Annotated in this window: 29 protein-coding genes and 1 tRNA gene; 9 read left to right on the top strand and 21 right to left on the bottom strand. The window is 69.1% G+C overall.

Features of this window, described 5'->3' with window-relative positions:
• A complete protein-coding gene (locus ABD732_RS00505; protein ID WP_344779482.1) occupies positions 1 to 927 on the bottom strand; it encodes a D-isomer specific 2-hydroxyacid dehydrogenase family protein in 927 nt (308 codons plus the stop codon).
• Between the two features lie 188 nt (positions 928 to 1,115).
• Here ABD732_RS00505 and ABD732_RS00510 point away from each other — a divergent pair, with 188 nt between their 5' ends.
• Entirely contained in the window at positions 1,116 to 2,267 is a 1,152-nt protein-coding gene (locus ABD732_RS00510; protein WP_344779484.1) for a N(5)-(carboxyethyl)ornithine synthase, read from the top strand.
• A 21-nt stretch (positions 2,268 to 2,288) separates the two neighbouring features.
• On the opposite strand, the gene ABD732_RS00515 is transcribed toward ABD732_RS00510, so the two are convergent.
• A complete protein-coding gene (locus ABD732_RS00515; protein ID WP_344779486.1) occupies positions 2,289 to 3,299 on the bottom strand; it encodes a YeiH family protein in 1,011 nt (336 codons plus the stop codon).
• A gap of 127 nt (positions 3,300 to 3,426) precedes the next feature.
• On the opposite strand from ABD732_RS00515, the gene ABD732_RS00520 reads away from it, so the two are divergent.
• Positions 3,427 to 4,329 carry a LysR family transcriptional regulator gene (locus ABD732_RS00520; RefSeq protein WP_344779488.1) on the top strand — a complete coding sequence of 301 codons (903 nt, stop codon included), beginning with the start codon at positions 3,427 to 3,429 and terminating at the stop codon, positions 4,327 to 4,329.
• 15 nt (positions 4,330 to 4,344) lie between these two features.
• On the opposite strand, the gene egtD is transcribed toward ABD732_RS00520, so the two are convergent.
• The 3 genes from egtD to ABD732_RS00535 form a co-directional block, all read right to left on the bottom strand.
• Positions 4,345 to 5,283: an L-histidine N(alpha)-methyltransferase gene (gene egtD, locus ABD732_RS00525; RefSeq protein ID WP_344779490.1), complete on the bottom strand. Its 939-nt coding sequence runs from the start codon at positions 5,281 to 5,283 to the stop codon at positions 4,345 to 4,347.
• Positions 5,280 to 6,527 (bottom strand): ergothioneine biosynthesis protein EgtB, encoded by a 1,248-nt coding sequence (gene egtB / locus ABD732_RS00530; RefSeq protein WP_344779492.1) that lies wholly within the window; start codon positions 6,525 to 6,527, stop codon positions 5,280 to 5,282. The genes egtD and egtB overlap by 4 nt, the downstream gene beginning before the upstream one ends.
• Before the next feature lie 125 nt (positions 6,528 to 6,652).
• A complete protein-coding gene (locus tag ABD732_RS00535) occupies positions 6,653 to 7,888 on the bottom strand; it encodes an arabinofuranosidase catalytic domain-containing protein (protein ID WP_344779494.1) in 1,236 nt (411 codons plus the stop codon).
• An 88-nt stretch (positions 7,889 to 7,976) separates the two neighbouring features.
• Between ABD732_RS00535 and ABD732_RS00540 the strand changes: the two genes are divergently transcribed.
• A complete protein-coding gene (locus ABD732_RS00540; RefSeq protein WP_344779496.1) occupies positions 7,977 to 8,582 on the top strand; it encodes a TetR/AcrR family transcriptional regulator in 606 nt (201 codons plus the stop codon).
• 103 nt (positions 8,583 to 8,685) lie between these two features.
• Here ABD732_RS00540 and ABD732_RS00545 read toward each other — a convergent pair whose 3' ends face one another.
• The 3 genes from ABD732_RS00545 to ABD732_RS00555 form a co-directional block, all read right to left on the bottom strand.
• Positions 8,686 to 8,841 carry a hypothetical protein gene (locus tag ABD732_RS00545; RefSeq protein WP_344779498.1) on the bottom strand — a complete coding sequence of 52 codons (156 nt, stop codon included), beginning with the start codon at positions 8,839 to 8,841 and terminating at the stop codon, positions 8,686 to 8,688.
• Positions 8,842 to 8,879: 38 nt separating this feature from the next.
• Positions 8,880 to 9,101, bottom strand: a complete 222-nt coding sequence (locus ABD732_RS00550) for a hypothetical protein (RefSeq protein ID WP_344780324.1) — start codon at positions 9,099 to 9,101, stop codon at positions 8,880 to 8,882.
• 83 nt (positions 9,102 to 9,184) lie between these two features.
• Positions 9,185 to 9,340, bottom strand: a complete 156-nt coding sequence (locus ABD732_RS00555; RefSeq protein ID WP_344779500.1) for a hypothetical protein — start codon at positions 9,338 to 9,340, stop codon at positions 9,185 to 9,187.
• Positions 9,341 to 9,452: 112 nt separating this feature from the next.
• Between ABD732_RS00555 and ABD732_RS00560 the strand changes: the two genes are divergently transcribed.
• On the top strand, positions 9,453 to 10,271 hold the full coding sequence (locus ABD732_RS00560; RefSeq protein WP_344779502.1) for a CocE/NonD family hydrolase: 819 nt from the start codon (positions 9,453 to 9,455) through the stop codon (positions 10,269 to 10,271).
• Between the two features lie 57 nt (positions 10,272 to 10,328).
• Here ABD732_RS00560 and ABD732_RS00565 read toward each other — a convergent pair whose 3' ends face one another.
• Positions 10,329 to 11,066: an alpha/beta fold hydrolase gene (locus tag ABD732_RS00565; protein ID WP_344779504.1), complete on the bottom strand. Its 738-nt coding sequence runs from the start codon at positions 11,064 to 11,066 to the stop codon at positions 10,329 to 10,331.
• A gap of 161 nt (positions 11,067 to 11,227) precedes the next feature.
• Between ABD732_RS00565 and ABD732_RS00570 the strand changes: the two genes are divergently transcribed.
• Complete coding sequence (locus ABD732_RS00570; protein ID WP_344779506.1) at positions 11,228 to 12,343, top strand: alpha/beta fold hydrolase; 1,116 nt, start codon at positions 11,228 to 11,230, stop codon at positions 12,341 to 12,343.
• Between the two features lie 52 nt (positions 12,344 to 12,395).
• On the opposite strand, the gene ABD732_RS00575 is transcribed toward ABD732_RS00570, so the two are convergent.
• The 11 genes from ABD732_RS00575 to ABD732_RS00625 all read right to left on the bottom strand — a co-directional run bounded on the left by ABD732_RS00575 (position 12,396) and on the right by ABD732_RS00625 (position 21,651).
• A tRNA-Ser gene (locus ABD732_RS00575) sits at positions 12,396 to 12,480 on the bottom strand.
• Between the two features lie 30 nt (positions 12,481 to 12,510).
• Positions 12,511 to 13,014, bottom strand: a complete 504-nt coding sequence (locus tag ABD732_RS00580; RefSeq protein WP_344779508.1) for a hypothetical protein — start codon at positions 13,012 to 13,014, stop codon at positions 12,511 to 12,513.
• Positions 13,011 to 13,832, bottom strand: coding sequence for a serine/threonine protein kinase (locus tag ABD732_RS00585; protein ID WP_344779510.1), 822 nt, complete (start codon positions 13,830 to 13,832; stop codon positions 13,011 to 13,013). Before ABD732_RS00585 ends, ABD732_RS00580 begins: the two co-directional genes overlap by 4 nt.
• Positions 13,833 to 13,859: 27 nt before the next feature.
• The gene (locus ABD732_RS00590; protein WP_344779512.1) at positions 13,860 to 14,819 is read right to left on the bottom strand and encodes an MlaD family protein; all 960 of its coding nucleotides are present in this window, start codon (positions 14,817 to 14,819) and stop codon (positions 13,860 to 13,862) included.
• Positions 14,816 to 15,838 carry an MlaD family protein gene (locus ABD732_RS00595; RefSeq protein WP_344779514.1) on the bottom strand — a complete coding sequence of 341 codons (1,023 nt, stop codon included), beginning with the start codon at positions 15,836 to 15,838 and terminating at the stop codon, positions 14,816 to 14,818. The genes ABD732_RS00590 and ABD732_RS00595 overlap by 4 nt, the downstream gene beginning before the upstream one ends.
• The gene (locus tag ABD732_RS00600) at positions 15,838 to 16,944 is read right to left on the bottom strand and encodes an MlaD family protein (protein ID WP_344779516.1); all 1,107 of its coding nucleotides are present in this window, start codon (positions 16,942 to 16,944) and stop codon (positions 15,838 to 15,840) included. The genes ABD732_RS00595 and ABD732_RS00600 overlap by 1 nt, the downstream gene beginning before the upstream one ends.
• A complete protein-coding gene (locus tag ABD732_RS00605; protein WP_344779518.1) occupies positions 16,938 to 17,954 on the bottom strand; it encodes an MlaD family protein in 1,017 nt (338 codons plus the stop codon). The genes ABD732_RS00600 and ABD732_RS00605 overlap by 7 nt, the downstream gene beginning before the upstream one ends.
• Entirely contained in the window at positions 17,942 to 18,994 is a 1,053-nt protein-coding gene (locus ABD732_RS00610; protein WP_344779520.1) for an MlaD family protein, read from the bottom strand. The genes ABD732_RS00605 and ABD732_RS00610 overlap by 13 nt, the downstream gene beginning before the upstream one ends.
• Positions 18,991 to 20,010: an MlaD family protein gene (locus ABD732_RS00615; protein ID WP_344779522.1), complete on the bottom strand. Its 1,020-nt coding sequence runs from the start codon at positions 20,008 to 20,010 to the stop codon at positions 18,991 to 18,993. Before ABD732_RS00615 ends, ABD732_RS00610 begins: the two co-directional genes overlap by 4 nt.
• Positions 20,007 to 20,870 (bottom strand): MlaE family ABC transporter permease, encoded by an 864-nt coding sequence (locus tag ABD732_RS00620; RefSeq protein WP_344779524.1) that lies wholly within the window; start codon positions 20,868 to 20,870, stop codon positions 20,007 to 20,009. Before ABD732_RS00620 ends, ABD732_RS00615 begins: the two co-directional genes overlap by 4 nt.
• A 1-nt stretch (position 20,871) precedes the next feature.
• Entirely contained in the window at positions 20,872 to 21,651 is a 780-nt protein-coding gene (locus ABD732_RS00625; protein ID WP_344779526.1) for an MlaE family ABC transporter permease, read from the bottom strand.
• Positions 21,652 to 21,917: 266 nt separating this feature from the next.
• On the opposite strand from ABD732_RS00625, the gene ABD732_RS00630 reads away from it, so the two are divergent.
• The 4 genes from ABD732_RS00630 (at position 21,918) to ABD732_RS00645 (ending at position 25,578) form a co-directional block, all read left to right on the top strand.
• The gene (locus ABD732_RS00630; protein ID WP_344779528.1) at positions 21,918 to 22,529 is read left to right on the top strand and encodes a TetR/AcrR family transcriptional regulator; all 612 of its coding nucleotides are present in this window, start codon (positions 21,918 to 21,920) and stop codon (positions 22,527 to 22,529) included.
• Positions 22,530 to 22,612: 83 nt separating this feature from the next.
• A complete protein-coding gene (locus ABD732_RS00635) occupies positions 22,613 to 23,671 on the top strand; it encodes an NAD(P)/FAD-dependent oxidoreductase (protein WP_344779530.1) in 1,059 nt (352 codons plus the stop codon).
• Positions 23,668 to 24,555 (top strand): RNA polymerase sigma-70 factor, encoded by an 888-nt coding sequence (locus ABD732_RS00640; protein WP_344779532.1) that lies wholly within the window; start codon positions 23,668 to 23,670, stop codon positions 24,553 to 24,555. The genes ABD732_RS00635 and ABD732_RS00640 overlap by 4 nt, the downstream gene beginning before the upstream one ends.
• A 60-nt stretch (positions 24,556 to 24,615) precedes the next feature.
• The gene (locus tag ABD732_RS00645; RefSeq protein WP_344779534.1) at positions 24,616 to 25,578 is read left to right on the top strand and encodes an NAD(P)H-quinone oxidoreductase; all 963 of its coding nucleotides are present in this window, start codon (positions 24,616 to 24,618) and stop codon (positions 25,576 to 25,578) included.
• A 25-nt stretch (positions 25,579 to 25,603) separates the two neighbouring features.
• On the opposite strand, the gene ABD732_RS00650 is transcribed toward ABD732_RS00645, so the two are convergent.
• Positions 25,604 to 26,092: a MarR family winged helix-turn-helix transcriptional regulator gene (locus ABD732_RS00650; protein ID WP_344779536.1), complete on the bottom strand. Its 489-nt coding sequence runs from the start codon at positions 26,090 to 26,092 to the stop codon at positions 25,604 to 25,606.
• Positions 26,093 to 26,150: the final 58 nt, after the last annotated feature.

The raw sequence follows: 26,150 nt of genomic DNA on the forward strand, positions 1-26,150 counted from the left end.
TCAGTAGTCGCGCGCCGGATCGATCACCGAGATCAGTTCCCCACCGGCGGCGAAGCGGCGCACGTTCTCGGCCAGCCAGGGCGCCATCTCGCGGGTGAGCTCCGGTGACGGATTCGCGATGTGCGGGGTGACGATGAGATTCGGCAGCGCCCACAACGGATCGTCGTCGGCCGGCGGCTCGGGATCGGTGACGTCGAGCGCCGCCCCGGCGATGGTCCCCGCCCGCAGCGCCCGACCGAGCGCCGCCTGATCGATCAGCGGTCCGCGAGCGACGTTGACGATCCAGCTGTGCGGCTTCAGCAGAGCCAGGGTGCGGTCGTCGATCAGGTGCCGGGTCTCCGGGGTGGCGGGAGCGGCGAGCACCACGTGGTCGGTGTCGGCGAGCACCCGGTCCAGATCCGACGACGCCGCGGTGCGATCTGCGCCGGCCACCTCGCGCCCCGATCGGTTGACGGCGATCACCGTTGCGCCGCACGCCTTCAGCCGCGGGGTCAGCTCACGGCCGATGCCGCCGGCACCGATGATCGCCACTGTCGACTCGCGCAGTGTGCGGACCGCGGGCGGGATCACCTCCTCGTTCCAGCCCAGCAGCACCGAGGTGGAGATCTGCCGCAACCCGGCCAGCAGCAGGGCGAGTGCGTGCTCGGCGCAGCCGGCGGCGTAGAAGCCGGAGGCGTTGGTCCAGATCCGGCGGTCGTCGATCACACCGGCGGCGCGGAAGTACTCGATGCCTGCGGTTTTGAGGGCGACCCACTCGACGGTGTCGGCCAGAGACGGAAAGTCGGCGGGCGAACCGAGCCACACCAGTACCCGCGCCTGGTCGAGCGGGACCACCACCCCGCCGCCGTCGGCGACGGCGGCGACCAGATGCGGATCCTGTTCCGGTTCGATCGCGACGGGCACGGGGGCGGCTGGCTGGGCACTCATGGCTACACGTTTACGCCACCGGGCGAGTCCGGGCCAGCCGCGGGCACGTAAGATCGGTGCCGACGGCGACGGTCTTCTCCTCGCCCGCCACCCGATCACGTCGGGTCTCTTCACGGCTTTGTCTAGGAATCTCCCTCGAGCCGTCTCCGCGCCGGCCTCTGCCGCGCGAACAGTTAAGGAAATGCACGATGACGCGGCTCAGCCTCGGAGTTATCGCTGGTTCCAGCAAGGTGGACGAACGACGTCTGCCGATCCACCCGCTGCACGTCGAGCGGATCGACCCGGATCTGCGATCCCGGATCCACCTCGAGGAGGGATACGGCGAACCGTTCGGCGTCAGCGATGCGGTCCTGGCCGAGTCGGTCGCCGGACTGCGCAGCCGCGCCGAAATCATCGAGCACTCCGACATCGTCCTGCTGCCCAAACCCCAGGCCCAGGATCTGAAGGACCTACGGGAACACCAGACCTTGTGGGGCTGGCCGCACTGCGTCCAGGACGCCGAGCTCACCCAGGTGGCGATCGATCGCCGCCTCACCCTCATCGCCTTCGAAGCCATGAACTTCTGGACCTCCGAAGGATCGTTCAACCTGCATGTCTTTCACAAGAACAACGAGCTGGCCGGGTACTGCTCGGTGCTGCACGCCATGGCGCTCAACGGGTCGACCGGCGACTACGGCCGGCGCCTGAACGCCGTGGTGATCGGGTTCGGCGCCACCGCGCGCGGGGCCGTCACCGCACTGAACGCCCACGGCGTGCACGACGTGCACGTCATCACTCAGCGCGGCGTGACCGCCGTCGGGTCGCCGATTCATTCGGCGGACATCGTGCAGTTCGACCAATCGGACTCGTTCGCGCGCGGCACCTACGTGATCACCGACGACGGCGGCGTCGCGCTCAACGAGTTCCTCCGCGGATTCGACGTGATCGTGAACTGCGTGCTGCAGGATCCGAATGCACCGTTGACCTTCCTCGATGCCGAGGATCTGCCGTCCCTGGCTCCGGGGACGCTCATCGTGGACGTGTCGTGCGACGCGGGAATGGGCTTCAGTTGGGCGCGACCGACGTCGTTCGCCGAGCCGACCTTCATGGTGGGAGAACACATCCGGTACTACGCGGTCGACCACAGCCCGTCGTACCTGTGGAACTCGGCCACCTGGGAGATCAGCAACGCGCTGCTCCCCTACCTGCGGTCGGTGATGGACGGACCGTCGGCGTGGCAGGCCGACGAAACGCTCCGCCGGGCGATCGAGATCGCCGACGGCGTCGTCGAGAACCCCGCGATCCTGAAGTTCCAGCACCGCGAGGAGCAGTTCCCGCATCGGCTCAGCGCCGACCGCTGATCGCGGTCGGCGCCCGGCCGGCTACGCCACCAGGACGGCCCCGGCCAGCCCGAGTCCGGTGATCCACACGGTGCCCGCGGCCCCCAGGACGAACGGGCGCGGTCCCACCGCCCGCAGCGCGCTCACCCGGACCCCGGTGCCCAGCGCGAACATCGCCGCGCTCAGCAGCGCCACCTGAACCTGCCCGGCCACCGCGAGCACCGGCTCACCGACCACCCCGGCCGATCGCAGGGCCACGCAGGCCAGGAAGCCGACGATGAACAGGGGCACCAGCGGCGGGCGCTTGCCCGGTGCGGCGCCGCGCCGCCGGCGCAGGCTGATCACGGTCATCACCGGCGCGAGCATCAGAACCCGTCCCAGCTTCACCACCACCGCGACCGCCAGCGCACCCGAGCCGATCAGTCCGCCGGCGGCCACGGTCTGGGCGACCTCGTGGATCGAGGCGCCCGCCCAGACACCACCCTGCTCGGGGCTCAGGTTCAACAGCGCCACCCCGAGCGGGATCAGCCCCAGCAGCATGGTCCCGAAGACCACCACGGTGCCGATCGCGGTCGCGACGTCCTCGTCGTCGGCGTCGATCACGCCGTCGACCGCGGCCACCGCGGCGGCCCCGCAGATCGAGGTGCCGCAGGCGATCAGCAGCCGCTGGGCCGGGCTCAGGCCCAGTCGTGCACCGATCCAGACGGTGCCGGCGATGCCCAGGGCCACCACCGCGACGATCAGCGCGATCACGCCGGGACCGAGGCCCAGGATGTCGCCGAAGACCAGCTGGAGACCGAGCAGTGCGACGCCGATCCGCAGCAGCGGCCGGGACGCGACGGTCAGGCCGGGGGCGAACCGGGGCCCGAGCGGGCGCAGGTTCGCCACGAGGACGCCGAGCACGATCGCGAGGAGCAGCGGACTGGCCATCGGCAACAGCTGGTGCACTCCCATGGCGATCGCGGTCGCCACGGTGCAGACGGCCAGCCCGGGCCACGGATTCGACGGTCCGCCGGGCGGTGTGGATGTCGGTGTGGTGAGCTGCTGTGTCATGCTTCCAGGCTGCTGCGCCCGGGTCGATCACAGAAGCCCCCGATCCGGCATGACAACATATCGAATCGATATGCCCAGGCATGCGTTTGCGCCATGGCCGAGCCGGTATGCGGGTAACGTCGCCCTGGTGCGCCCCGGTTCGCTCGATCTCACCGCTCTGGACCTGCTCGTCGGCGTCGACGACCACGGCAGCCTCAGCGCGGCCGCCCGCGAACTGCACATGGCGCAGCCGAACGCCAGCCGTGCCGTCGGGCGCCTGGAACGACAACTCGGCGTCGTCCTTCTGGAACGGTCCACCAGCGGCTCCCGGCTCACTCCGCAGGGCACGGTTCTGGTGCACTGGGCCCGCGAGACCCTCGCCGGGGCCCGCCGGTTCCTGGACGTGGCGGCCGGCCTGCGCGGCGACCTGGACACCGAACTGACCGTGGCGGCCTCGCTGACCGTCGCCGAGCATCTGATGCCGCGCTGGCTCGGGGAGTTCCGCAGCGCGCACCCGGAGACGACGGTGCACCTGCAGGTGCAGAACTCCGCCGGGGTCCTGGAACTGCTCGACTCCGGCGGGTGCGACGTCGGCTTCATCGAGGCGCCGGGGATCCCCAAAGGGATCTACAGCGCAGTGGTGGCGCAGGATCGGCTGACCGTGGTCGTGCCGCCGGGTCATCCGTGGGCGCGCCGCCGCCGACCGGTCACCGTCGAAGAACTGGCGGGCACACCGCTTCTGGTCCGCGAGCCCGGCTCCGGCACGCGCGACACCCTGGACTCCGCGCTCGACGGCTATGCGCGCGCCGGCCCCCTCCTGGAACTGGGCAGCAGCGCCGCCATCACCACCGCCGTCGCCGGCGAGGTGGGGCCCGCGGTGCTCAGCACCCTGGCCGTGGAGACCGCGGTCGGCACCGGCGCGGTCCGCATGGTCGACGTGCCCGGCCTCCGCGTCACCCGCGACCTGCGGGCCGTGTGGCAGCCGCCGAGTCGGCTCGCCGGCCCGGCCGGCGACCTGGTCCGGATCGCCCAGCAGCACCGGCCCGGTTGAGTCCGGCCCGCTCCGCTACTCCTGCCGGTGCGCGAGGGTCAACTGGAAATCGCCGTGCGGATCGGTCCACGACGCCGACGGTGCGAGGCCGGCTGCGGTCAACTCGGCGGCCACCGTCTCCGGCGTGAACTTCACGCTGATCTCGGTGAGCAGCCCGGTCCCGCGCGGCAGGCGCCACCGCCGGTCCAGCGTCGGGAAATACGCGTCCACGTCGCGCCGCGCCGTCAGCCACATCTCGATCCGCCGGCCGGCCGGATTCCAGCGCGCGTCGTGGTCGAAGTCGTCCGGGTAGAGGCCGTCCGCGTCGAGTTGGCTGCGCAGCACCTCGATCAGGTTGCGATTGAAATCGGCGGTGACGCCGGCCTTGTCGTTGTAGGCGGCGGTCAGTCGACCGGGCTCCTTGATCAAGTCCGTGCCGAGCAGGAACCACTCCCCCGGAGCGAGGTCGGCGGCGAGTCGCGACAGGAAGGCGGCACGCTCCTCGTCCGCGAAGTTGCCGACGGTGCCGCCCAGGAACACCACGAGCCGCCGCCCGGCCACCGGGGAGGCGGGCAGTTCGCCGGTGAAGTCGGCGACCACCGGTGCGACCCGGAGCGCCGGGTAGTCGGCGGAGATCACCTCCGCGGCGGATCCGAGCGTCTCGGCGCTCACGTCGACGGGGACGTAGGCCGAGCCGGGTGCGAGCGCATCGAGCAGCAGGCGGGTCTTGGCGGACGTGCCGGAGCCGAGCTCCATCAGCACCGTGGCGCCGGTGGCGCCGACGATCTCGGCGGCGTGCGCCCGCAGGATCTCGGTCTCCCGGCGGGCCGGGTAGTACTCGGGCAGCGAGGTGATCTCGTCGTACAAACTGCTGCCGCGGTCGTCGTAGAGCCATTTGGTGGGCAGCGTCGGGGGCTGGGCCCACAGGCCGGCGAGGGCGTCGGCGGCCAGCGGCGACTGCTCGCCCCGACTCATCGGGCCAGCCGCAGACCGCTGAACGCCCAGCGCGACTCGGCCGGAAAGAAGTTCCGGTAGGTGCGGCGCTCGTGTCCGCGCGGGGTGACCGCCGACGCCCCGCGCAGGACGTGCTGGTCGGACATGAACTTTCCGTTGTATTCGCCGACCGCCCCGTTGGCCGGCACGAACCCGGGGTAGGGCAGGTAGGCGCTGGCGGTCCATTCCCAGACGTCGCCGATCATCGCCGACCCGGCCCGGCGCGGATGGCAGCGGTCCGGGTCCAGGAGTTCCCCGCGGCGGTCGGCCACGTCCGCAGCCGCGGTCTCCCACTCGAATTCGGTGGGCAGCCGGGCACCGGCCCAGCGGGCGTAGGCGTCGGCCTCGTAGAACGACACGTGCAGCACCGGCTCGTCCGGGACCACCGGGCGGCGGCCCGACAGGGTGAACGTGGTCCATTCGCCGTCGTCGAACTGCCAGTACTCGGGGGCGCTCCATCCGGTCTGCCCGATGTGCGCCCAGCCGTCGGACAGCCACAGCTCGGGCCGGCGGTATCCGTCGTCGGCCATGAACTCGAGCCACTCCCCGTTGGTGACGGTCCGCTCGGCGATCTCGAAGTCCTCGAGGAAGACGCGGTGCCGGGGCCCCTCGTTGTCGTAGGCGAAGCCGTCGCCGTCGGCACCGACCTCCACCAGGCCTCCGCCCACCGAACGCCAGCGCAGCGGCTCGACCGGGCCGGGTCGGTCGAAGTCGCGGTCGACGTAGACCGGGCCGGGCGAGAGCCGGACCGTCGACAGCAGGTGTTTGAGGTCCATCAGCAGCAGTTCCTGGTGCTGCTGTTCGTGATTGCAGCCCAGCTCGATCAGCTCGTGGGCGTCGTCGTCGAACGCCCCCTCCGTCAGCGCCGCCTCCATGGCCGCGTCGACGTGCTCGCGATACCGCCTGATCTCGTCGACGCCGGGACGGGTCACCAGCCCGCGGTCCGGCCGCGGATGCCGCTTGCCGACGGCTTCGTAGTAGCTGTTGAACAGGTAGCGGTAGGAGTCGTCGTAGACGGCGTACGACCGATCGCGGCGCAGGACGAATTCCTCGAAGAACCAGGTGACGTGGGCGCGATGCCATTTGGTGGGGCTCGCAGCGGTCATCGACTGCGGTGTCTGGTCTTCGGCGGAGAGCCGGGACGTCAGCACGTCGGTCAGGGCGCGGACTTCCCGGAACCGGCAGGCCGGATCGCTTCCGGTATCGGTGGTGATGTCGTCGGGCATCGGGATCCGCCTCCCCCACAGTGCTTGTCGTAGCCGGTGGAGCACACGCTACTCGCGGGCAGGGCGGATCTCATCGGTGTCGCGCAGATCCTCCGGCGTCCGGCGGCGGCCGTCCGTCCGCCCGCTCAATCGTCGTACGAGTATCCGGCGGCGACGATGTCGGCGTGGACGCGATCGTCGATGTTCGTGCTCGGGTAACCGTCCGTCAGGGCGCCTTCGAAGAAGATGCCCTGACCGAGGTTGGCGTTGTCGCCGCCGACCCCCAGCCCGATTCCGCCTTCCTTCTTCATCGGCATGTAGCCGGTGTAGGGGACGTTGAAGGTGGCGCTGTGACCCGGTCTGATCGAGTCCAGGCCGGGCAGGCTCGGCACGTCGACGCCAGGGAGGTCGAGGGGCACGCCGGGCAGGCTGCCGTCCCAGTGCGTGTTCAGGGCACCACCGTGCGCGTCGCCGGAGCGCAGCGAGAATCTTCGCTTACCGTCGTTCTTCAACACGGCCGTCGCGAAGGGGAAGTCGGCGCCGGGGTGATCGGTGTCCTGATTCAGTTTGACGGCGGAACGGAAGATCCCGTTCTCCAGGTCCGCTGCCACCATCGGTCCGCGAATGCCGTTGTCGCGGCAGCCCACCTCGACCAGAGCAGGCGACACGCATTCCCTCCCGGACAGGGCGGACCCGTAATAGATGGAGTCCATGTGCCCGTTCCCGTTGTCGCGGGGAATGGCCGAGGTGTTGCCGAATGTGAAGCAGCACTCTGCGTTGTACAGGCGGTTCGACGACAGCATGTACATCGATTCCGGTTCGCTCCCGGTCGCCACTCCGCGTGTGCGCGTCGCGTTGCGGTAGCCCATCTCGCCGGTGAACTTCATGCCGTAAGCGCGGTGCCCGTTCACCGTGACCGGCAGCGCGTCGGCGATCACGCCCTTGTTCGGCCCGCCGTAGCCGCCTTCCGGTGCCACCGCGAGATCGTTCCTCATCGGGGACTGGTCGATCAGCCGGGTGATCCGGCACAGGGATTCCCGGCAGAAGGAATCCTGCCCGGAAACGTCCGCGTACCCGGATTCGCTCGCCACGATCAAGGTCTTCCGATCGGATTCGCGAGTCACCTGGTAGAGAGGTCCGTCTTTGCCGGAGTAGAGCGATCTGACCGTGCTGTACGCCCCCACGCACGGCGTTCCCCCGCTGGAGTAGATGTCACAGGGCCGCTCCCCGGCCGCCGGGTCGCCTCCGGCCTGCGCGACCGGCGTGTGCGCACTCAACGGCACCACTGCGGCGAGAACCGCGATCGCGCCGGCGATCAGGATCCGGAGCACAGCGGCCGGCCGCCCGGGCCCCGATCCGCCTCGGCCACTGCTCTGGTGCATCTCGTCGCCCTTCCACCGTCGTCCGCCGACACCGGAGACACTATTGAATGTCTTTCTAATAAGGTGAAGCTAGTAGCCTGACGAGGCCATGTCAACGTCATCGGTCCCCCGGCCCCGCCGGCGTCTCGGAGTAGACGACCGTCGCGCCGAACTGCTCGGCGCCGGCGTCCGGCTGCTCGCCGCGCACAGCTACGACGAGATCACGGTCGCCATGGTCGCAGCTGAAGCGTCCGCCTCCCCCGGGCTCATCTACCACTACTTTCAGAACAAGCACGGCTACTTCCTGGCCGTGGTGGAACGGGAAGCGGCACGTCTGGCCGAGGCGACCCGGACGCGCAGCGAACTGCCGCCCCGGGACCGCCTGATCGCGAGCCTCGACGGATACCTCGACTACGTTCAGGAGTCCCCCCTCGCCTACAAAGCCCTCTATCGCGGTGCGATGGGCGCAGACGCCGGGGTCCGGGCCATCATGGACGCCAACCTCGCACTGCAGGGCGAGCGTCTGCTGGAGGCGCTCAGCCCGGACGAACCCCCGCCGGTCCTGCTCGTGATCACCGTGCGCGGATGGCTTTCGTACCTCGTGACCGCCTGCCTCAACTGGATCGACCTGGGCGGGGTCTCCCGCGACGACCTGCGTGACCTGTGCCTTCGCACCCTGGCCGACAGCCTCTCGCATCTTCGGAACGTCAGCTGAGACGTGTTGACACACCGGGTAGGTTCGCCCGGCACACCGCGTCGGGACACGACGCGGGCCGCCAGCGCGAGCTCGCCGGGTGGCCCCTCGACACCGAAGGGCGTCAGTACCAGACTTTTCGTCCGGCGATCGGGCGGCCGACGGCGCCGAGGATCCACAGGACCGCTCCGATGACGACGAGCGCCACGCCGATGTAGGTCAAGATCGCGAGCGAGAAGACCCAGCCCAGAATCAGAAGTATTACTCCGATGAGAATCATTCTGCTGTCCTTTCATCCGGCGCGCACGCCGGTTCTGGTCATTCGCTCGGCTGCGGGATCCGGACGTTGCAGTCGTCGACCCGGGGGTTGACGCCCGCATAGTTCAGAGGACCGGAGACGATCGTCAGTGCGATCGTTCCCGCGGTCGCGCAGTTCGCGTCCGATTCTTTGAAGTAGTCGCGCTGGACTGCGGCGACCACACCGATCACCAGCCAGACGAGGACGATCACGCCTACGATTCCGCTACCGCGTCGCCGCATGATCATCGCTGCCTTCCGGTTCATCACTTGTCGTGATCATCGGAGGTACCCGTTCCCGTCCGTCCGCAAACATGCGGACGAAGTCACTGCTGGGCAGCGAGCCCAGCGCGGAACGTGGTGTAGAAGTGCAGGACGTCGTCGACCAACGATCGTTCCGAATCCGCCGTGCCGCCCTCGTCGGCGTCGTTCAGGTAGTCGATGACCACTTCGAACATCCCGGCGACCAGCGCCGCCGTCACTCGGCGGGGCGGTATGCGATAGCCGTCACCGGATTCGAAGGCCTGGACCCGCGACTATCAGCGCGGCCACGAGTACCCGGGAATCCACGTCAGCACGAGCGTCCCGATCCGGATGTCGGACGGTGTCGTGCTGAGGGCGGACGTGTACCGGCCGGCCGATCGTCACAACCGGCCGACGAAGGACGAGACGCCGGTGATCGTCAACATGACCCCGTACAACAAGCTCGTCAGCATGATCGCCACGACGGCGACGAACATTCCGCATCTGTCGAAACCGGTGATCGACTTCCTCGCCTCCATCAACCTGTCGGGAACACCGATCTCCGGGACCGAGCAGCTGCTCAAAGTGGTCCGCGGCGGCATGGTCAGTTCCCTCTCGATGGATCCGAAGCTCGTCCGCAGTGGATACACGCAGGTCGTCGTCGATGTCCGCGGAACCGGGACTTCACAGGGGAAGTGGCAGGTGTTCGGCCCGCGTGAACGCAAGGACACCCTCGAGGTCCTCAAGTGGGCACGTGATCGCTCCTACTCGAACGGGCACCTCGGAATGAGCGGCGTGTCGTACTCCGCGGTCAATCAGCTGCAGGCCGCCGTCGACGGCGCGGAGGGCCTCGAAGCGATCTTCCCCGTCGCCCCCATGACCGACATCGTCTCCGACGTGGTGGCGCCGGGCTCCGGATTCGGCGCCGGATTCCTCGGACTGTGGTTGTTCGCGGTGAACGGCTCCAAGATGATCCCCGATCTTCCGAGCCTGCTCCGCGGTCGCTTCGATCCGCAATGGCTCAGCGACCGGGTGGCCGACCCCGCGGTCTTCGCGGCCGAAGACGACCGGCGCGCGAATCGTGTATTCGTCGGAAAGGACTGGACGCTGCCGCACGACGAGGCGTTCATGGCGGTGCAGCGGAATCGGGTGGCCGCACGTATCCGGTGAACGCCCTCGCCGCGACCCGCCCCGGACGCGGCCGCGTGACGATGCCGGACCTTCCGATCAGGCCCCGGTGACGGCTCGGAGGATCCGGCAGATCCAGTCGGGGTCGTCGACCGGAAGGTCGTGTCCCGCGCTCGGGTGGAGATACACCCGCGCCCCGTAGCGTTCCGCGATGCGCAACGACATCCGGGGATCGGCGAGACGGTCACCGCGGGCCGCCAGCACGGCGAGCGGAGTCGGCACCGCCCCCGGCAGGCGGAAGGTCAGGCCCGCCGATGCCTGAGCACGGATGCTGGCCGTCGTGGGCGGCGCGTCGTGATGGAAGCTCACCCATCGCAGAGCGAGGGCGTTGCGGTCGATGGCCGGGTCGGTGACCGTCAGATCGGCCACCGCCTGCTCGTGGGCGCGCGGTGAGCGGAACGACCGCAGGCCCAGAACCGACAGCGCGCGCAGCGTGAGGTAGTGCGGACGGAAGACCTCGCGCGCCAAGGTGTTGACGACGGTGCAGAATGCGAACTCGTCCGGATACCGCGAACACCAATCCAGTGCCACCATTCCGCCGAGCGAGATGCCGAGTATCGCCCGCTCTCCTTCCGGGGCCGGGGTCTGGAGGCGACTGCGGATGTCGTCGGTGATCTCTTCGATGGTGGCCGGCGATCGCCGCGCGTTCTCGGTTCCGAATCCGGGCGCGTCGATGGTCGTCACGCGCGCGCCGGACGATTCGGCCAGAGCCTCCGGAAAAGCGTGCCAGTGCCGCTGCTCGCGGGTCAGTCCCCGCACCAAGACCCACTCCGTCACGTCTTTCCTCGCCGGCATGTGACGCACCCGCCCTTCTCGCTCTCTCGGACCGTGCGTTGCACACACCGTCATTGCGAAATGATTATCTTTTCCCCGAAAAGATTTCTTACTCTTCCGCCGCAGGTCCAGAAGTCGGGAGTCCGAAGTGATTTACTGACCACATGCATCGTCCGGTCCGGGCCCGTCGCCGTGCTCCCGTCGTCGCCGCGAAGACGCTGGCCGTCCTGTCCGTTCTCACCGTCTTCCTGATCGCGAGTGCGGGAATCGCGACGGGGAAGAGTCCCTTACCGACCCCACCGGCCCAGCCGTCGAGCGGCCTGGGATCGCAGGGCCCCTGTCATCGCACCGTCGCCGTCCACGACAATCCCGTCGACGCGGCTCAGAAGATCTCCGTCTACAGTCCCCGCGGGGCCGCCGCCACTCCCCTCATGGGCGGACGCTGCAACGACGCGGAACGGCCGGTGGTCGTCGTCGTACACGGCTTGCTGGCCGGCCTCGACGCACAGCTTCTGGGAACCAGCCGGCTCTACTCCGACATCATCGATCACTACGTGAGCACCGGAAACGTCGTGGTGTTCGCCAGCTGGCCCACCGACCCGTACAACGGTGCCGAGTCGGTTGCGCACCAGGATCGCGCGCTGGTCCACGCCGCGAAGATGATCCCGCGCGCAGACTTCAGCCGACTCGGCTTCGTCGGCCACTCCATGGGCGGCGGCGCTGTGCCGCACCTGGCGCAACAGGCCGTCGAGCGAGGCTGGGGATCGTCGACGCTCTGGCTGTTCCAGCTGGCGCCGTCGTTCGCCGGCGGCGTCGGCACCGGGAGAATCACCGTGCCCGCACACACCAGGATCGTCGTGGAGAACTTCGACAACGACAACATCCTTGACACTCGTATCGGAATCGAACAGTTCCTCGCGTATGACGTTCCGTCGTCCAGCAAACGGCACGTCACGGTCCGAAGTGACGTCCGCAGCCCCCTGTCGCGACTGGATGCGACCCACCTGTCCGCCAACAGCGTTCTGACGCCCACGGACGCGATCAAGTTCTACGGCATCCATCGAGTCGGTGACGCACTTCAGGCCTGCGCCGCCACGGCGCAGCACTGCGACGCAGATCTGAGCTACATGGGTGAGTGGAGCGACGGCCGACCGGTCCGCCCCTCCATCGTCTCGCGAGATCCGGTGGACATCGGCCCACCGGCCGATGCGTTCGACGCCTTCGGACTCAACGGCGAATGCGAAGCGCCCCACAACCCCCGCGTCACCAGGTGTCCTTAACAGGCACGACGCCGGGCTCGGCAGCGTCGTGCCGGCCGTCCTCGTCCTTCAGCGGAAGCGGAGGGATTTGAACCCCCGGTGGTTTTACCCACGCTCGCTTTCAAGGCGAGTGCATTCGGCCGCTCTGCCACGCTTCCCTGGCGATCAAGGCTAGCGCACGCGGGCCGTCACGTCGGTCCGGACCTGGACCGCGGGGGCACGAGCAGGATTCCCGGGATGCAGGCGAGCCCGAAGCACGCCAGGCACAGCCACGGCCACACGGTCACTGTCAGGGTGTCCGACTCCAGTAGCACCTCCCCGGAGAACGCCGCTGCCTGCCGCTTCTCGTCGAGCAGGAACCACAGCGTCGCCCCGGCCGCCGGTAGCGAGCACACGATCACCAGGTATCCGGCCACCGCCGGCCGGTAGCGCGGGCTGTGCCGCCACAACGCCACCGCGGCGAGTACGCACGCCAGCGCCAGCAGCACCGCCCCGAGCAGCGTGCTCGCACCGTTAGCCGCGAACGCTTCGCTCACCCCCGCCCGGGCGAGCTCCGCTTCGTCGAGCTCCGCCGTATCGGGCACCCGGTAGCCGCGCGCCCGCACCCACGGACACAGCAGCGTCACCGCCGCGCCCGCGGCGAGCACCAGGAGCGCCGTCGCCGACGCGGCACCGGACCGCGTCGGCGTCACGGGGTCGGTGCAGGCTGGGGCGTCTCGGCGTCACCCGTCGGGGCCTGTTCCCCGGCGTTCCCCAGATCGGGGACTCCCGTCCCCATCGAACCGTCCTGCGACACTCCGGCGATGTCGGCGACATCGGTGATGAGCCAGTCGTCGTCCCGGTCCAGCGTGATCGTGTACGGGGTGATGATATTGAGGCCGTTGGGATTCTGGGTGCTCGTCATGTGCGTCGACACGAACACCTGCACCACGAACTGCCGGTCGGCCCGGACGTCGACGGTCGTCGCGGTGATCAGCTCGGCGGTTTGGGACCACTGCACTTCCTGAATGAGCGGGGTCAGCGTCTCCACCGCCACGTCGAAGCGGGACTCCAGTTCGTTGGCGGTGCCGACTTTCAGCGCCTCCGCCCACGCCGGAATATCGTTGTGGGAGAACGTGGCCGCACCGACCGCGTACTCACCGGCGACCGTTTCGGCGGCAGCCTCGTCGCGATCGCGCTGCTGCATCGCCGACAGTTCGTCGGCGCGCTGCGTGAACAGCACCGCGAGGACGGACATCGCGACCAGTGCGGCGAGGCAGAGGACCGTGACCGCCACGACCGCCGGATGACGGCGAGGGTTCAGATACTCCGCCAACCGGGACCGAGTCGAGCGACCCTTCTCGGCGCGCTCGCGTTCGGCGTCCGCCTCGGCCACTGCTTCACGCCGCGCGGCGGCGAGCTTCTCGGCCTCCTCGGCCTTCTTCTTCTCCTTCTTCTTGCGCTTGCGAGCCGCGTCCGCCACCGCGTCTTCGGGCGGCGTGCTCGGCTGGTCGGCTGCGTCGTCTGTCATGAAGTCGTCTGTCATGTGATGGTGCTCCTACTTCGGTAATGCGACGGACAGGCGCAGGGAATCCCCCGGCAGTGCCCGCATGGCCTGATTGAGCAAGGTCGAGATGTTCATCGTGCCCAGCAGCGCCGCACCGGATCTCCGGGCCGCCGGGGTGAGAACCTCCGCCAGCCTGCCGATCGGCGGCACGAGCTTGCTCACCTGTTCGGCGGACTTCTCGAGCGTCTGCTTCCAGCGTTCGCCGATGATGTCGCCCCCCTCGGTGAAGTCGGCGAACGGCTTCACGTGGGTGATCACCTCGGACAGGTTGTCCCCCGCGGTCAACAGCTCCTGGCGGGTCGGCCGCATGGCCGGCCCGATCCACTCGCCGTCGGCCATCAGTACTCCGGACCGGCGGATGATCGCGGCCAGATCGGGCTCCGAGTAGATCATCGTCGCCGCCACCAGTTGCGCGGCCGGCGTCAGGGTCTCCACCGCCCCCTGTGTGCCCGCGAGCGCCTGCGCCACCGTGTCGACCAGGTCGTTCACCAGTGACGGATCCACTTGATCGAGGAGGGTCTGCGCCGAGCCGAGGACTTCGGGCACCGAGGCCGGCACCTCGACCACCGTCGCCTGCAGCGGCTTCGAGCCATCGATCATCGGCCCCTGATCCGACCGCGGATCGAAATACATGGCCGTTTCGCCGAGCATCGACTGGTTCTCGATCACCAGGTCGGAGTCGACCGGAATCCGGTAGCGCGAGTCGAACGACAACTCGATCCGCACCGCGTCGCCGCCGGTGTACGACACGTCCCGGACGTTGCCGATCGGCACACCCCGGTACAGCACCGCTGAACCGGCATGCAGCCCATTGGTTTTCGGGGCGCTCACGACAATCGTGGTCTGACCGCTGAACGTTCTCATCTTGAGCACGCCGCCGGTCAGGTAGAGCACCGAGCCGATCAGCACGGCGATGGTCGCCAGGATCGACAGGCTCGCACGCAGGGTCATCGCAGCGCTCCGATCATGCGCAGGACCGAGGCCACCGAGCGGGTCGCTTCGGTGTCACCGGAGTCGACGGTGATCTTGTCCAGGGCGATGCCGCCGTTCTGGGCGAACGGGATCAGCTTGTTCTGCGTGACGTCGACGACCTTCCCGATGTTCCCGTTGAACTGCGTCGAATGCGCCGAGTAGCTGCGGAGCAAGGGCACCAGCTTGTCCAGGAACGGGTTGAGTTGAGCCAGCCGGGGAGTGAGCCAGTTGAGGCCGAACGCCAGCTCGCTGGAGCCGGCGACCAGCTTGAAGCCCTCGTTCACGGCGTTGAACACCGCGCGCAGCCCCTTGTGACCCGCCGGGCCGAAGGCGTAGCCCAATTCCCCTGGATCACTGGCGATCTCGGTGGTCGCCCGCTCGAGCGAGACGATCATGGCACTGAGTTCGGCGGTGCCTGCCGCCAGGTCGTCGATGGTCCTCGCGCCCGTCGCCGAGACGGCCGGCAGGTCGATCCGCTGCACGTCGACCGCCCGATTGGTCTGCCGCACGGCGTCCTGCACCCGCATCAGCGAGCCGCCCGCCAGGAAGTCGGCGAGGTTGGTGATGATGTCCTCGATCTGCGGTCCCGGATCCGTATCCGCCAGATTGATCACGTCGCCGTCGCCGAGCATCTCGCCGGTGTCGTCGGTCGGCGGCGTGAGCGCGACGTAGATGTCGCCGAGCATGGTCAGCTGCCGCAGCTCGGCGCGGGTGCCGACGGGCAGCTGCGCCTCCGGCTCGAGCCCGAGAGTCAGCCGGGCCGCATTCGGCACCAGGTCGATGTCGTCGACGGTGCCGATCTGGGTGCCGCGCGACAGCACGCGCGCCCCCAGCGGCAGGTTGACCACCGAGACGAAGTCGACGTACAGCGTCGACGAGCCCCCGGACGCCAAGCGCGGCAGCGTGTTCGCCGGATTGCTGCCCCGACCGACCACGACCACCACCAGCGCCGCCACGACGGCGAGCACGCACAACACCAGACCCAGACGTCGCTTCATCAGCCGATCCCCCCTTGCACGGCACGGGTGATCAACGCACCGAGGTCCACCGCGACCATCGAGCGCGACTTCACGTCGCAGCTGCCCCGCTGGGTGGCGTTCATCAACGTGCACAGCGCGCCACCGTCCGGGCTGCCGGCCACCACCGTGGGTGTCCGCACACTGATCCGGAACGCACCGGCCTTGCGGTTCAGCGAGGCCTCGAGGCCCTTGCCGATGCCGGGCAGTCCGGTCAGGATGGCGGTGAGATCGTCGACGCGCGCCAGACCGATGTCGATGAACGGCATCAGTTCGTCGCTGATCTCCAGCATCGGCGGCGCCACGTTGCTGAGTAGATCGTCCATCCCCGGTCCGGCCTCGCCGAGGCCGTCGAAGATGTAGACGAAGCTCTTGAACAGCGAGCCCATCAAGTGGGTGAGGTCGGCTGCGTTGGTCCCGATGTCTTTGATCGCGTCCCAGTTGTCGTCGGCGACCTCGGTCAGCACGGCCAGGTTCTTGAAGACGGTGCGCATCTGGGACAGGAACTCGTTCGGGTCCGCCATGATCCCGGCCATGTTCTTCAGGATCTTGTTCAGATCCTCGCCGGAGCCGTCGACCTGCCGGGACGCCTCGGACAGCGCCTGCGCGATCGGCGCGTCGGAGTCTGCGCCCGGCCCGCCGAGCTCGTCGAACATCGTGGTGAACGACTGGAAGGCCGTGCTCACGGAGACCGGGGTGAACCCCCGCGACAACGGCACGCACTGCCCCGCCGGCAGTTCCGCCCCGCCCCGGGGAGCCGCGTCCACCAGCTCGATCCGCCGGTCCGCGAGCACCGAGTTGTTCACCGCGAGCACCCGCACGCCGTCTGCCAGCGACCGGTCGTCGATGCGCATCTGCACGGTCACGTGGCCCGGCGAGGGCGTCACCTGCGTGACCGCACCGATCTTGACGCCGCGGACGTTCACCGCATTGCCCGGGTACAGGCCGGCCGAGTCGGGCAGCTGGGCGCAGAGAGAGCGGGTGTCCCGGGTAGAGGTCCGCACGTACACCAGCACCCCGCCCACCACGAGCAGCGCCACCACCAGTGCGCTGATCAGCGCTTGTGCCCTTCCATTCGGCTTCAGCATGAGCGCCCCGCGATAGGAATGCAGACGGTGGAGTCGTCGATCACCAGATCGCCGAAGTCCAGGGTGACGCCGCGCGGGCCGGCCACGGCGGACAGACCGTCGACCATCGCCTTGAGGGAATCGATCGCCTCGCCCATCTGCTCGACGGTGACCTTGGTGGCCGACGCCGAATCGACGATCTGGTGCAGCGGCTGCTTGAACCGCTTCTCGTAGGGCTCGCCGAGGATGTCGCCGACGTACAGGACCATCTCGCCGAGCGCGTCATAGGTCACGATGCCGCGGTCCTTGTAGCCGACCATCACCGGCAGGACGGCCCGGATCCGGCCGATCATCTCCCGGAGCAGGTCCTGTTGAGCGGCGAGCTCCGTGGTGTATTCGGCGCCGAGTGAAGCCACGGCCTCCACCTGGCGGTGCTGCTCGTCGAGCAGTCCGGTGAGCTTCTCCACGTCGCCGGCGATCTGCCGGACCGAACCGGGCGCCGAGTCCAGAGACTCGGTCACCGTGATCGCGGCCCGCCGCATCTTCATCGCGTCGATGTCCTCGACGGTCTGCGCGGCGGCGTCGAGCACTTCGGAGGTGGAGTACGGCACCGAGGTCCTTCCCGCCGGGATCACACCGTCCCCCAAGGGTTTTCCGCCCGCAGGCAGGAGTGCGACGTAGGCGCCGCCGACCACGGTGAGCATGCGGACCTCCAGGGAGGTCTGGTCGCCGACGAAGACGTCACCGGTGATCGACATCGCGACGTCCACCCGGTCGTCGTGCAATCGCACCTCGGTCACCTTGCCGACCGGAATGCCCGCGACCCGGACCTCGGTACCGGCGACGACACCACCGCTCTCGTCCAGACTCGCGCGATACTCCACCCGGCCCGGCGGCCGCAGATAGACCACCGCGATCACCACCACCAGCACCGCGACGACGATCAGGGCGACCACCGCCCAGATCCCCTCGGTGCGCCGATCGACCTCATCGCGAACGGTGAAGTCCTGGAAGCGTTTCACGCCTTGCACAGGGTCACCTTCTTCCCACCGAGGAGGACCTCGCCCATCGGCGGCAGCGGGACCTCACCCTTGGTGCACTTCCCACCCGAATCGAACTGGGCGAGCCGGGTGTTGAGGGCGGTCAGGAAGGTCGGCACCACCGACATCGCCTCGGCGAGGGCATCGGTGTCGGGAACCAGTTCCATCAGCCGCTGCCGCACGTGGTCGTGCCCGCCGAGAGAGAGGTCGAAGACGCTCTGCATCGACTCGACGAGGGGCGGAAACACCCGCGCCCCTTCACCGAACGCGCCCTTGAGCAGCTCCAGGTTCACCTCGAGCGTGTCGAACAGCATCTCCATGTTGTCGATCAGCGCCTTGATGATCGAGGCTTTGCCCTGCAACTGCTCGGAGATCACGCCGAGGTTGCCGATGATCACCCGGATCATCTCGCTCTTGTCGGCGGCGAACTGCGAGAGACGCTCCACGTCGGCCAGCACGTCGCCCAGCCCGACCCCGTCCTCGCCCTGCAGCAGGTGGATCAGGTTCTCGGCGAAGGTGTTGAAGACCTCCGGGTCGGCGCCCTGCAGGACGGGTCGAAGCCCGTTGAACAGCCTGGTGATGTCGAAGGACCCTCGGGTCTTGGCCGCCGGGATCATTTCGCCCGGATCGATCAGGGCTGCCGGGGCGGCGGACGCCGACTCGTCGTCTCGGTCGTCACGGGCTTGTTCGCCCGGCTTCAGGATCGCGAGATAGCGCTGCCCCACCAGGTTCTGGAAGCGGATGGCCAGCTGATCGGTCTCGATGAGCCGGTCGTCGGTGCGCACGGTGAAGCGGACCAGCGCGGTCCCGGACGGCTGCAGCTCGATGTCGGTCACCTTGCCCACCTGGACCCCGCGCACCCGGACGTCACCGTTCTCCCGCAGACCGAAGACGTCGTCGAACTGGGCGTGATAGGTCTCCACGTCACCGCCGACGGGACGGTTGATGGCCTGCACGATCGTGTACAGGGCCAGGATCACCACGGCCAGCACCAGCAGCAGCCGCTTGATCGCTCCGGACAGCGTCCTCACCGGCCACCTCCCGCGCCGGAGAGCAGAACGTTCAGCGGCGTCGAGGCGCCGGGCACCACGTCCAGATCGGCCTCGACCCGCAGGACGGTCTTACCGGTCGCCGGGTCGCGGTGGAAGGCCCCGCCGAGGTGATCGATCAGCGTGCCCACCTGTCCCGGAGTCACGTCGCGCAGCGCGACGTTGAGCGGCGTGGTGAACGCCGTCATCAGATCCATGGTGGCGCCCAGGCCGCTCATGCCGTTGAACAGCGCACCCAGATCGGAGAAGAGACCGCCGATGTCGGCGATCATGCTCTCGACGCGGCCGGTGTACTCGTCGTCCTCGAGCAACCGGTTCCCGATGATCGTCTGCAGCGCGCCCACACCGCCGGCACCGGCCGCGGCCGCCCCGTCGAGCGCGTCGGCGACGGTCGCCAGTTCGCCGGTCAGCTCGGTGACGTCGCCGCGCTGCATGGCCTGCAGCGTCACGGTGGCGGCGGTGAGGAACGGGGCGAGACTGATCGTGGTGTCACTGACCTGGTCGAGCAGTTCGCTCAGCTCCGGGGTGAGGACCGGGAGGGTGAAGCCGCCGGCGCTGCGCACCGTGGCGGTGATGGTGTAGTCCGACGGCGGCGCCGACAGCACGATGGTGCTGTCCTCGGACACCCGCCCCCCGATCCCGGTGGGCGTCAACCGCAGGGCATCCGAGCCGAACAGGTTGCGGGAGACGAAGCTGACGGGCATCTGATCGGTGATCTCGCCGGTCGCCGACCTGTCGACGCACACCGAGATGCGCGTCGAATCCCGCCGGGAGATGTCCAGGCCGCAGACTTCGCCGACGGTGGTTCCGCGGACGTCCACCGGAACTCCGTCGCGGATGCCGTCCGGCAGGGTGGGCGCCACGATGGAGAACCGGATCCGGTCGTCGCCGCCGAACGGATCGACCGCCACCAGCGCGACGATCGCGATCACGAGGCCGACGGCGATCACGCCCCGGAGGCGGAGCGAGCCCGTGGAGACTTCTCGAGGATTGCTCATGCGAAGTTCAGCCCCGAGTTCAGGCCCCAGAAGATCAGCGACAGCAGCATGTCGAAGGTCACGATCAACACCAGGCTCGCGCGGATCGCCCGCCCGGACGCGATCCCGACGCCCTCCGGACCGCCACTGGCGAAGTAGCCGTAATACGTGTGCGCGATGATCACCACCACCGCGAAGATCACCACTTTGATCGTCGAATAGACGACGTCCACCGGACTGACGAAGGCCTCGACGTAGCGGTCGTAGGCCCCGGCCGACTGGCCGTAGAAGACGCTGACGACCAGGCGGGACGCCAGGTAGGCCAGGCACAGGGACATCAGGTAGAAGGGCACGATCGCGGTCACGCCGGCCACCACGCGGGTGCCGACGACGAACGGGATCGGCCGGATGGCCTGGGCTTCGAGCGCATCGATCTCCTCGGAGATGCGCATCGATCCGATCTCGGCGGTCATCCGGCAGCCCGCCTGAGCGGCGAAGCCCACCGCTGCGATGATCGGCGCCATCTCACGCGTGGCGGCGTACCCGGTGATGAGACCGGCCATCGGCGAGAGGTTCAGCGACTGCAGGCTGGTGACGCCCAGGATGCCGATCATGCCGCCGACCGACAGTCCGAGGATGGCCAGGACGGCGGCGATGCCGCCGCCGACCATGATCGAGCCGTTGCCCCAGGTGGTCTCGGCGAAGGCGGCCAGGGTCTGCTTGCGGTACGCCCGCACGGTGTGCGGCAGCCCCGCCAGCACGTCCAGGACGAAGGTGACCACCCGGCCGATGTGCTCGAAAGGCCTGCCCGCCAGTTCTCCGGCCAGCGTCAGCTGCGGACGGTGGGTGCTGGGAATCTCCCCCCGGGTGGGCAGCGCCATCTCAGATCACCTGCACCGGGATGAACAGGGCGGTGATCTGCGTGATGATCACGTTGAGCACCATCGAGGCGACGATCCCGAGAACCACCGCGGCGTTGACCGCGTCGGCGACCCCGCGGGCGCCGCCCGCCGCCTCCAGCCCGCGCCGGCTGGCGATCACCACCACCACGAATCCGAAGATCATCGACTTGAGCAGGCAGATCCACAGGTCGGTGGTCGAGGCGTAGGTGCCGAACGACTGCCAGTACGAACCGGCCACCACGCCCTGGCCCAGCACGGCGACGATGAAGCTGGCGCACACGGCGATGACGATGATGAGGATCGACAGCACGGGGGCGACCACGACCATCGCCACCATGCGCGGCGCGACGAGCCGGCGGGTCGGGTCGATCCCGAGCGTGCGCATCGCGTCGATCTCCTCGCGCACGGTGCGCGCACCGAGGTCGGCGGTGATCGCCGAGGCGCCGGCGCCGCCGAGCAGCAGGGCCGCGGCCATCGGCGCCCCCTGTTGGATCACTCCCATGCCGCCGACGGCGCCGGCCATCGAACTGGCGCCCAGGTTGCTGGTCAAACCGCCGATCTGGACGGCGACGATGACCCCGAAGGGGATGGCCATGAGGAGCGCGGGCAGAACCGTGATGCTCAGCAGGAACCACATCTGGACGATGGCCTCGCGGATGGGGAACCGGCCGCTGATCAGGTCGCCGGCGGCGATGACCGGGGTGCGGACACCCAGGCGCACGGTGCGGCCGAAGCCCTGCACGCTCTGCGCCACCGCCACGGGGTCCCCTTTCGTTCCGCCAGACACGCCCACTGAAGAACACTTGAGACTCTGTTGGCCTATTCGTGTCAGCAATGGGCAGACCACAGTCTGGCACATCGATGTGTCGCCTGTCACACTGCGTGTATATAAGCAGGTTGATGGCGGTATCCGATCTCGTCGTCATACCGTCCCCACAACCCACGCGAAATCCATTGTGAAACTATGGATGACGATATGGTTCAGTTTGTGTTCCAGTGCGTGCCGGAACAGATCGGAGGAGCGAGGTGCCGCCGAAGACGTCACCCGCGACGCCCCGCCGGGCGAAGACGCAGCGGGAGCAAGAGACGCGGATCATCGACGCGGCCGCCGACGAGTTCCGGCGATCCGGGGTCCGGCACGCCAGCATCGAGCGGATCGCCGAGAACGCCGGGGTCAGCCGGAGCACCCTCTATCGGCGGTTTCCCAGCAAGGAAGACCTGCTCTCATCGGTCATCGTCGACATGCGGCGCACCCTGGTGCGCGAGGTCGGCGAGAAGCTGGCCGGACTCGACCCGCGAGCCACCGTCGTCGAAGGATTCGCTCTCGCGATGACCATCTTCCGCGAGGACGAGCTGCTCACCCGCATCTTCGGCGAGAGTCCGGAGACCGTCGACCTCCTGACCGGCGTGGGCCCGCCGCAACTGGCCGAGATGGTGAACGAGTTCAGCCGCGGTATCGCCGCGACGCTGCGCGCCGCCGGCGCCAGCATGCCCGATCGCCAGCTGCGGCTGGCCGCTGAGGTTCAGGTGCGGATGTTCGTCTCCCTGACCAGTGCGCCGTCGGACACCTTGGACATCGCGGACGAAGCCGAGCTCCGCGAGTTCGCCGCCACCCTGCTCGCTCCGATGGTCTGGTGAGCGCCCGCCGCTCCCCTGTCACAGATCCTCCTCGCCCGGTGTCTACAGATGCGGAACACTGGAATCCACGAGGAGGAACCGTCATGGGCAGCACGCAGATCGTCGTCGTCGGAGGGGGCTACGCCGGGTGCATGGCCGCCAACCGGCTCGCCCGCAGAACCGATCGGGACGACGTCTCGATCACCCTGGTCAACGCCCGCCCGGACTTCGTCGAACGGGTACGCCTGCACCAGCGGGTCGCCGGGACCGGCGACGCGGCCACGCCCCTCACCGACCTGCTGAATCCGCGCATCCGGGTGGTGATCGGCGCCGTCGACCGGATCGGCGACGGTGAACTGTCTCTGAGCGGCGGCGCCACGGTGCCCTTCGACCGCCTGATCTACGCCGCCGGCGGAGCGCCCCGCGCGCCGGAGGGCACCTTCGCGGTGGGCGACCCCGAGCAGGCCGGCAAGGCCCAGCAGGTGCTGGCCGGACTGGGCGACGGCGCCCGGGTCACCGTGGTCGGCGGCGGTTTGACCGGCATCGAGACGGCCGCGGAGATCGCCGAGACCCGGCCCGACGTGTCCGTCGCGATGATCAGCGACGGTGAGGTGGCCGCCTCCCTGTACCCGTCCGCACGACGACGCGTGCAGCGCGAACTCGATCGCCTCGGCGTCACCTGTGAACGCGGCCGCTACGCCGGGCCCGGTGACGCCGACCTGGTGCTGTGGGCCGTCGCCACCGACGTCTCCGAACTCGCCGCGCGCAGCGGACTGGCCGTGACCGAGGACGGCCGCGTGCAGGTGGACGAGTATCTGCACAGCCTCAGCGATCCGCGGATCTTCGCCGCCGGCGACGGCGCCGCCGTGCCCGGACAGCGGCTGAGCTGCCAGACCGCGCTGCCGCAGGGCGCCCATGCCGCGGCGAATCTGGCACGCGAGCTCACCGGCAAGCCGCCGCGGCCGTACTCGATGGGGTACACCGGCCAGAACGTGTCGATCGGGCGGCGGCGCGCGGTGATCCAGTCCGCCCGGCGGGACGACACCCCGATCCGCGTCTGGTTCGGGGGCCGCGCCGGTGCCGCCGTCAAGGAGGTCGTCTGCCGGATGGCGAAGACCGTCGCCGGCACGGGCCGCTACGCCTGGCTGCCGGCGCCCCGATGACCCCGCCGGACGCCGAGACCGCCGCCGGGACCTTCGCGGAGTACCGCCCGCTGCTGTTCTCCATCGCCTACGAGATCCTCGGCTCGGTCGCCGACACCGAGGACGTGCTCCAGGACAGCTACCTGCGGTTCGCCCGGGTCGACCTGGACGACGTCGCCCACCCGCGGGCCTATCTGGCGCAACTGGTGACCCGGCAGGCGCTCAACGCTCTGCGCACCGCGGCCCGCCGGCGCGAGGAGTACGTCGGGCCGTGGCTGCCCGAGCCGTTGCAGACCGACACCGGTGACGAGCCCGGCGCCCACGTGCTGACCGGGGAAGCCGTCTCCACCGCGATGCTGCTGGTGCTCGAGACGCTCACCCCGACCGAGCGGGCGGTCTTCGTGCTGCGCGAGGTCTTCGACTTCGGCTACCCGGAGATCGCCGACGCCGTCGGCAAGAAGCCGGCGGCGGTCCGCCAGATCGCCCACCGGGCGCGCAACCACGTCCGGGCCCGGCGCACCGCGGCCCTCGCCGAACCGGCGGAGGCCCGGGCCGTCGCCGAACGCTTCCTGGCGGCCGCGGCGACCGGGGACGTGCAGTCGCTGATGGATCTGCTCGCGCCGGACGTGGTCTTCCTCGGCGACGGCGGCGGCGTCCGCAGCGCGGCGCGGCGCCCCGTCCACGGCGCGGACAAGGTGGCGCGGCTGGTGGTCGGACTGCTGCGCGTGGGCGCCGGCCTCGGCGCGATGGGCGTGCGGTTCGCGCAGTACAACGGCCTGCCCGCGGTGGTGGTGTCGTTCGACGGGGTGGTCGACACCATCACCTGCGTCGAGGTGACCGAGGGTGCGGTGTCCGGGGTCTACAGCCTCCGCAATCCGGAGAAGCTCGCCGGGATCGCGCCCTGAACACCGCCGGCCGGGACCGCGGGGTCGACGGCCACCGCAAGCACTGGAAGACTCGGGGCCATGTACGCGATCACCGGAAGTGAGCACCTCCAGCTGACCTCGGTCCCCGACCCCGATCCGGCGCCGGACGAGGTGGTCATCAAGGTGGTCGCCGCCGGCGTGAACCGCGCCGACGTCCTCCAGCGCACCGGCCACTACCCGCCGCCGGCCGGCGCCTCGGAGATCCTCGGCCTGGAGGTCTCCGGTCACGTCGAATCGCTCGGCTCGCAGGTGGCCGGGTGGGCCGTCGGCGACCCGGTCTGCGCCCTGCTGTCCGGCGGGGGCTACGCCGAGAAGGTGGCTGTGCCGGCCGCGCAGTTGCTGCCGGTTCCCGCGGGAGTGAGTGTCCGCGACGCGGCCGCGCTCCCGGAAGTGGCCTGCACGGTGATGTCGAACCTGTTCAGCACCGCCCACCTGGAACCCGGCGAGCTGCTGCTGATCCACGGCGGCTCCAGCGGTATCGGCACCCATGCCATCCAGGTCGCCAGCGCCTTCGGCGCCCGCGTGGCCGTCACCGCCCGCAATCCGGAGAAGCTGGCCCGCTGCGCCGAGCTCGGCGCCGAGCTGCTGATCGACTACAGCTACGAAGACTTCGTGTCCGCCCTGGCCCCGCACGGCGGCGCGGACGTGATTCTGGACGTGGTGGGCGCCAAGTACCTGCAGCGCAACCTGGACGTCCTGGCGGCCGGCGGCCGGCTGGTGGTGATCGGCATGCTCGGTGGACGCAAGGCCGAGATCGATCTGGGCCGCCTGCTCACCAAGCGCGCCACCGTCATGGGCACCACGCTGCGTTCACGACCCGCGCACGGTCCGGGCTCCAAGGCCGAGGTGGTGGCCTCCACCCTGGAGGGGACGTGGCCGCTGATCGCCGACGGTGCGGTGCACCCGGTGATCGATTCGGTGTTCCCGCTCGCCGACGCCGGGGCCGCCCTCGATCACCTCACCGACGGTTCGGCCGTCGGAAAGATCCTGCTGGAGGTCTGATCCTTCGGGAGCCTGGGCGGGCAGCTCAGACGGCGTCGCCGGCGACCCGCGGGTGCGCGGCACTCTCACCGATTCGACGGAACATGTCGACCACCTGCGAGAACTCGTCCTCGGTGAGAATTCCGAGCACCAGATCGCGGACCGCCGCGTCCCGGGCGTTCGTCACCGGTTGCAGCGCCGCGCGGCCGGCGTCGGTGATGGCGACCCACTTCTGTCGCGCATCACCGGAAGCGCCGTCCACCACCTCGGCCCAGCCGGCCTCGATCAGCTTGCTGACCTGGCGGGACACCGTGCTCATACCGATGCGCGTGAGCTCGGACAGATCCGAGATCCGCAGGCTCGGCGCCACCGACATCACTTCCAGCAGCCGCCACTCCGCGTAAGTCAGCGGCGATGCCGCCGCGGTCCGGACCTGGATCGCGTGCCACAGCTCCGACGCGGATCCGAGCAGTGCGTACCATTGCTTCTTCTGCTGTGGTGACAGCGCCCCGTCGGGCGCACCGAAGTTCCCCACCTCTGCCAACTTTCCTCCCCATGGCACAGACCAACGCCCACCAGACTGTGATGTGCGC

The organism is Gordonia caeni, from assembly GCF_039537105.1.
Classification (GTDB): Bacteria; Actinomycetota; Actinomycetes; order Mycobacteriales; family Mycobacteriaceae; genus Gordonia; species Gordonia caeni.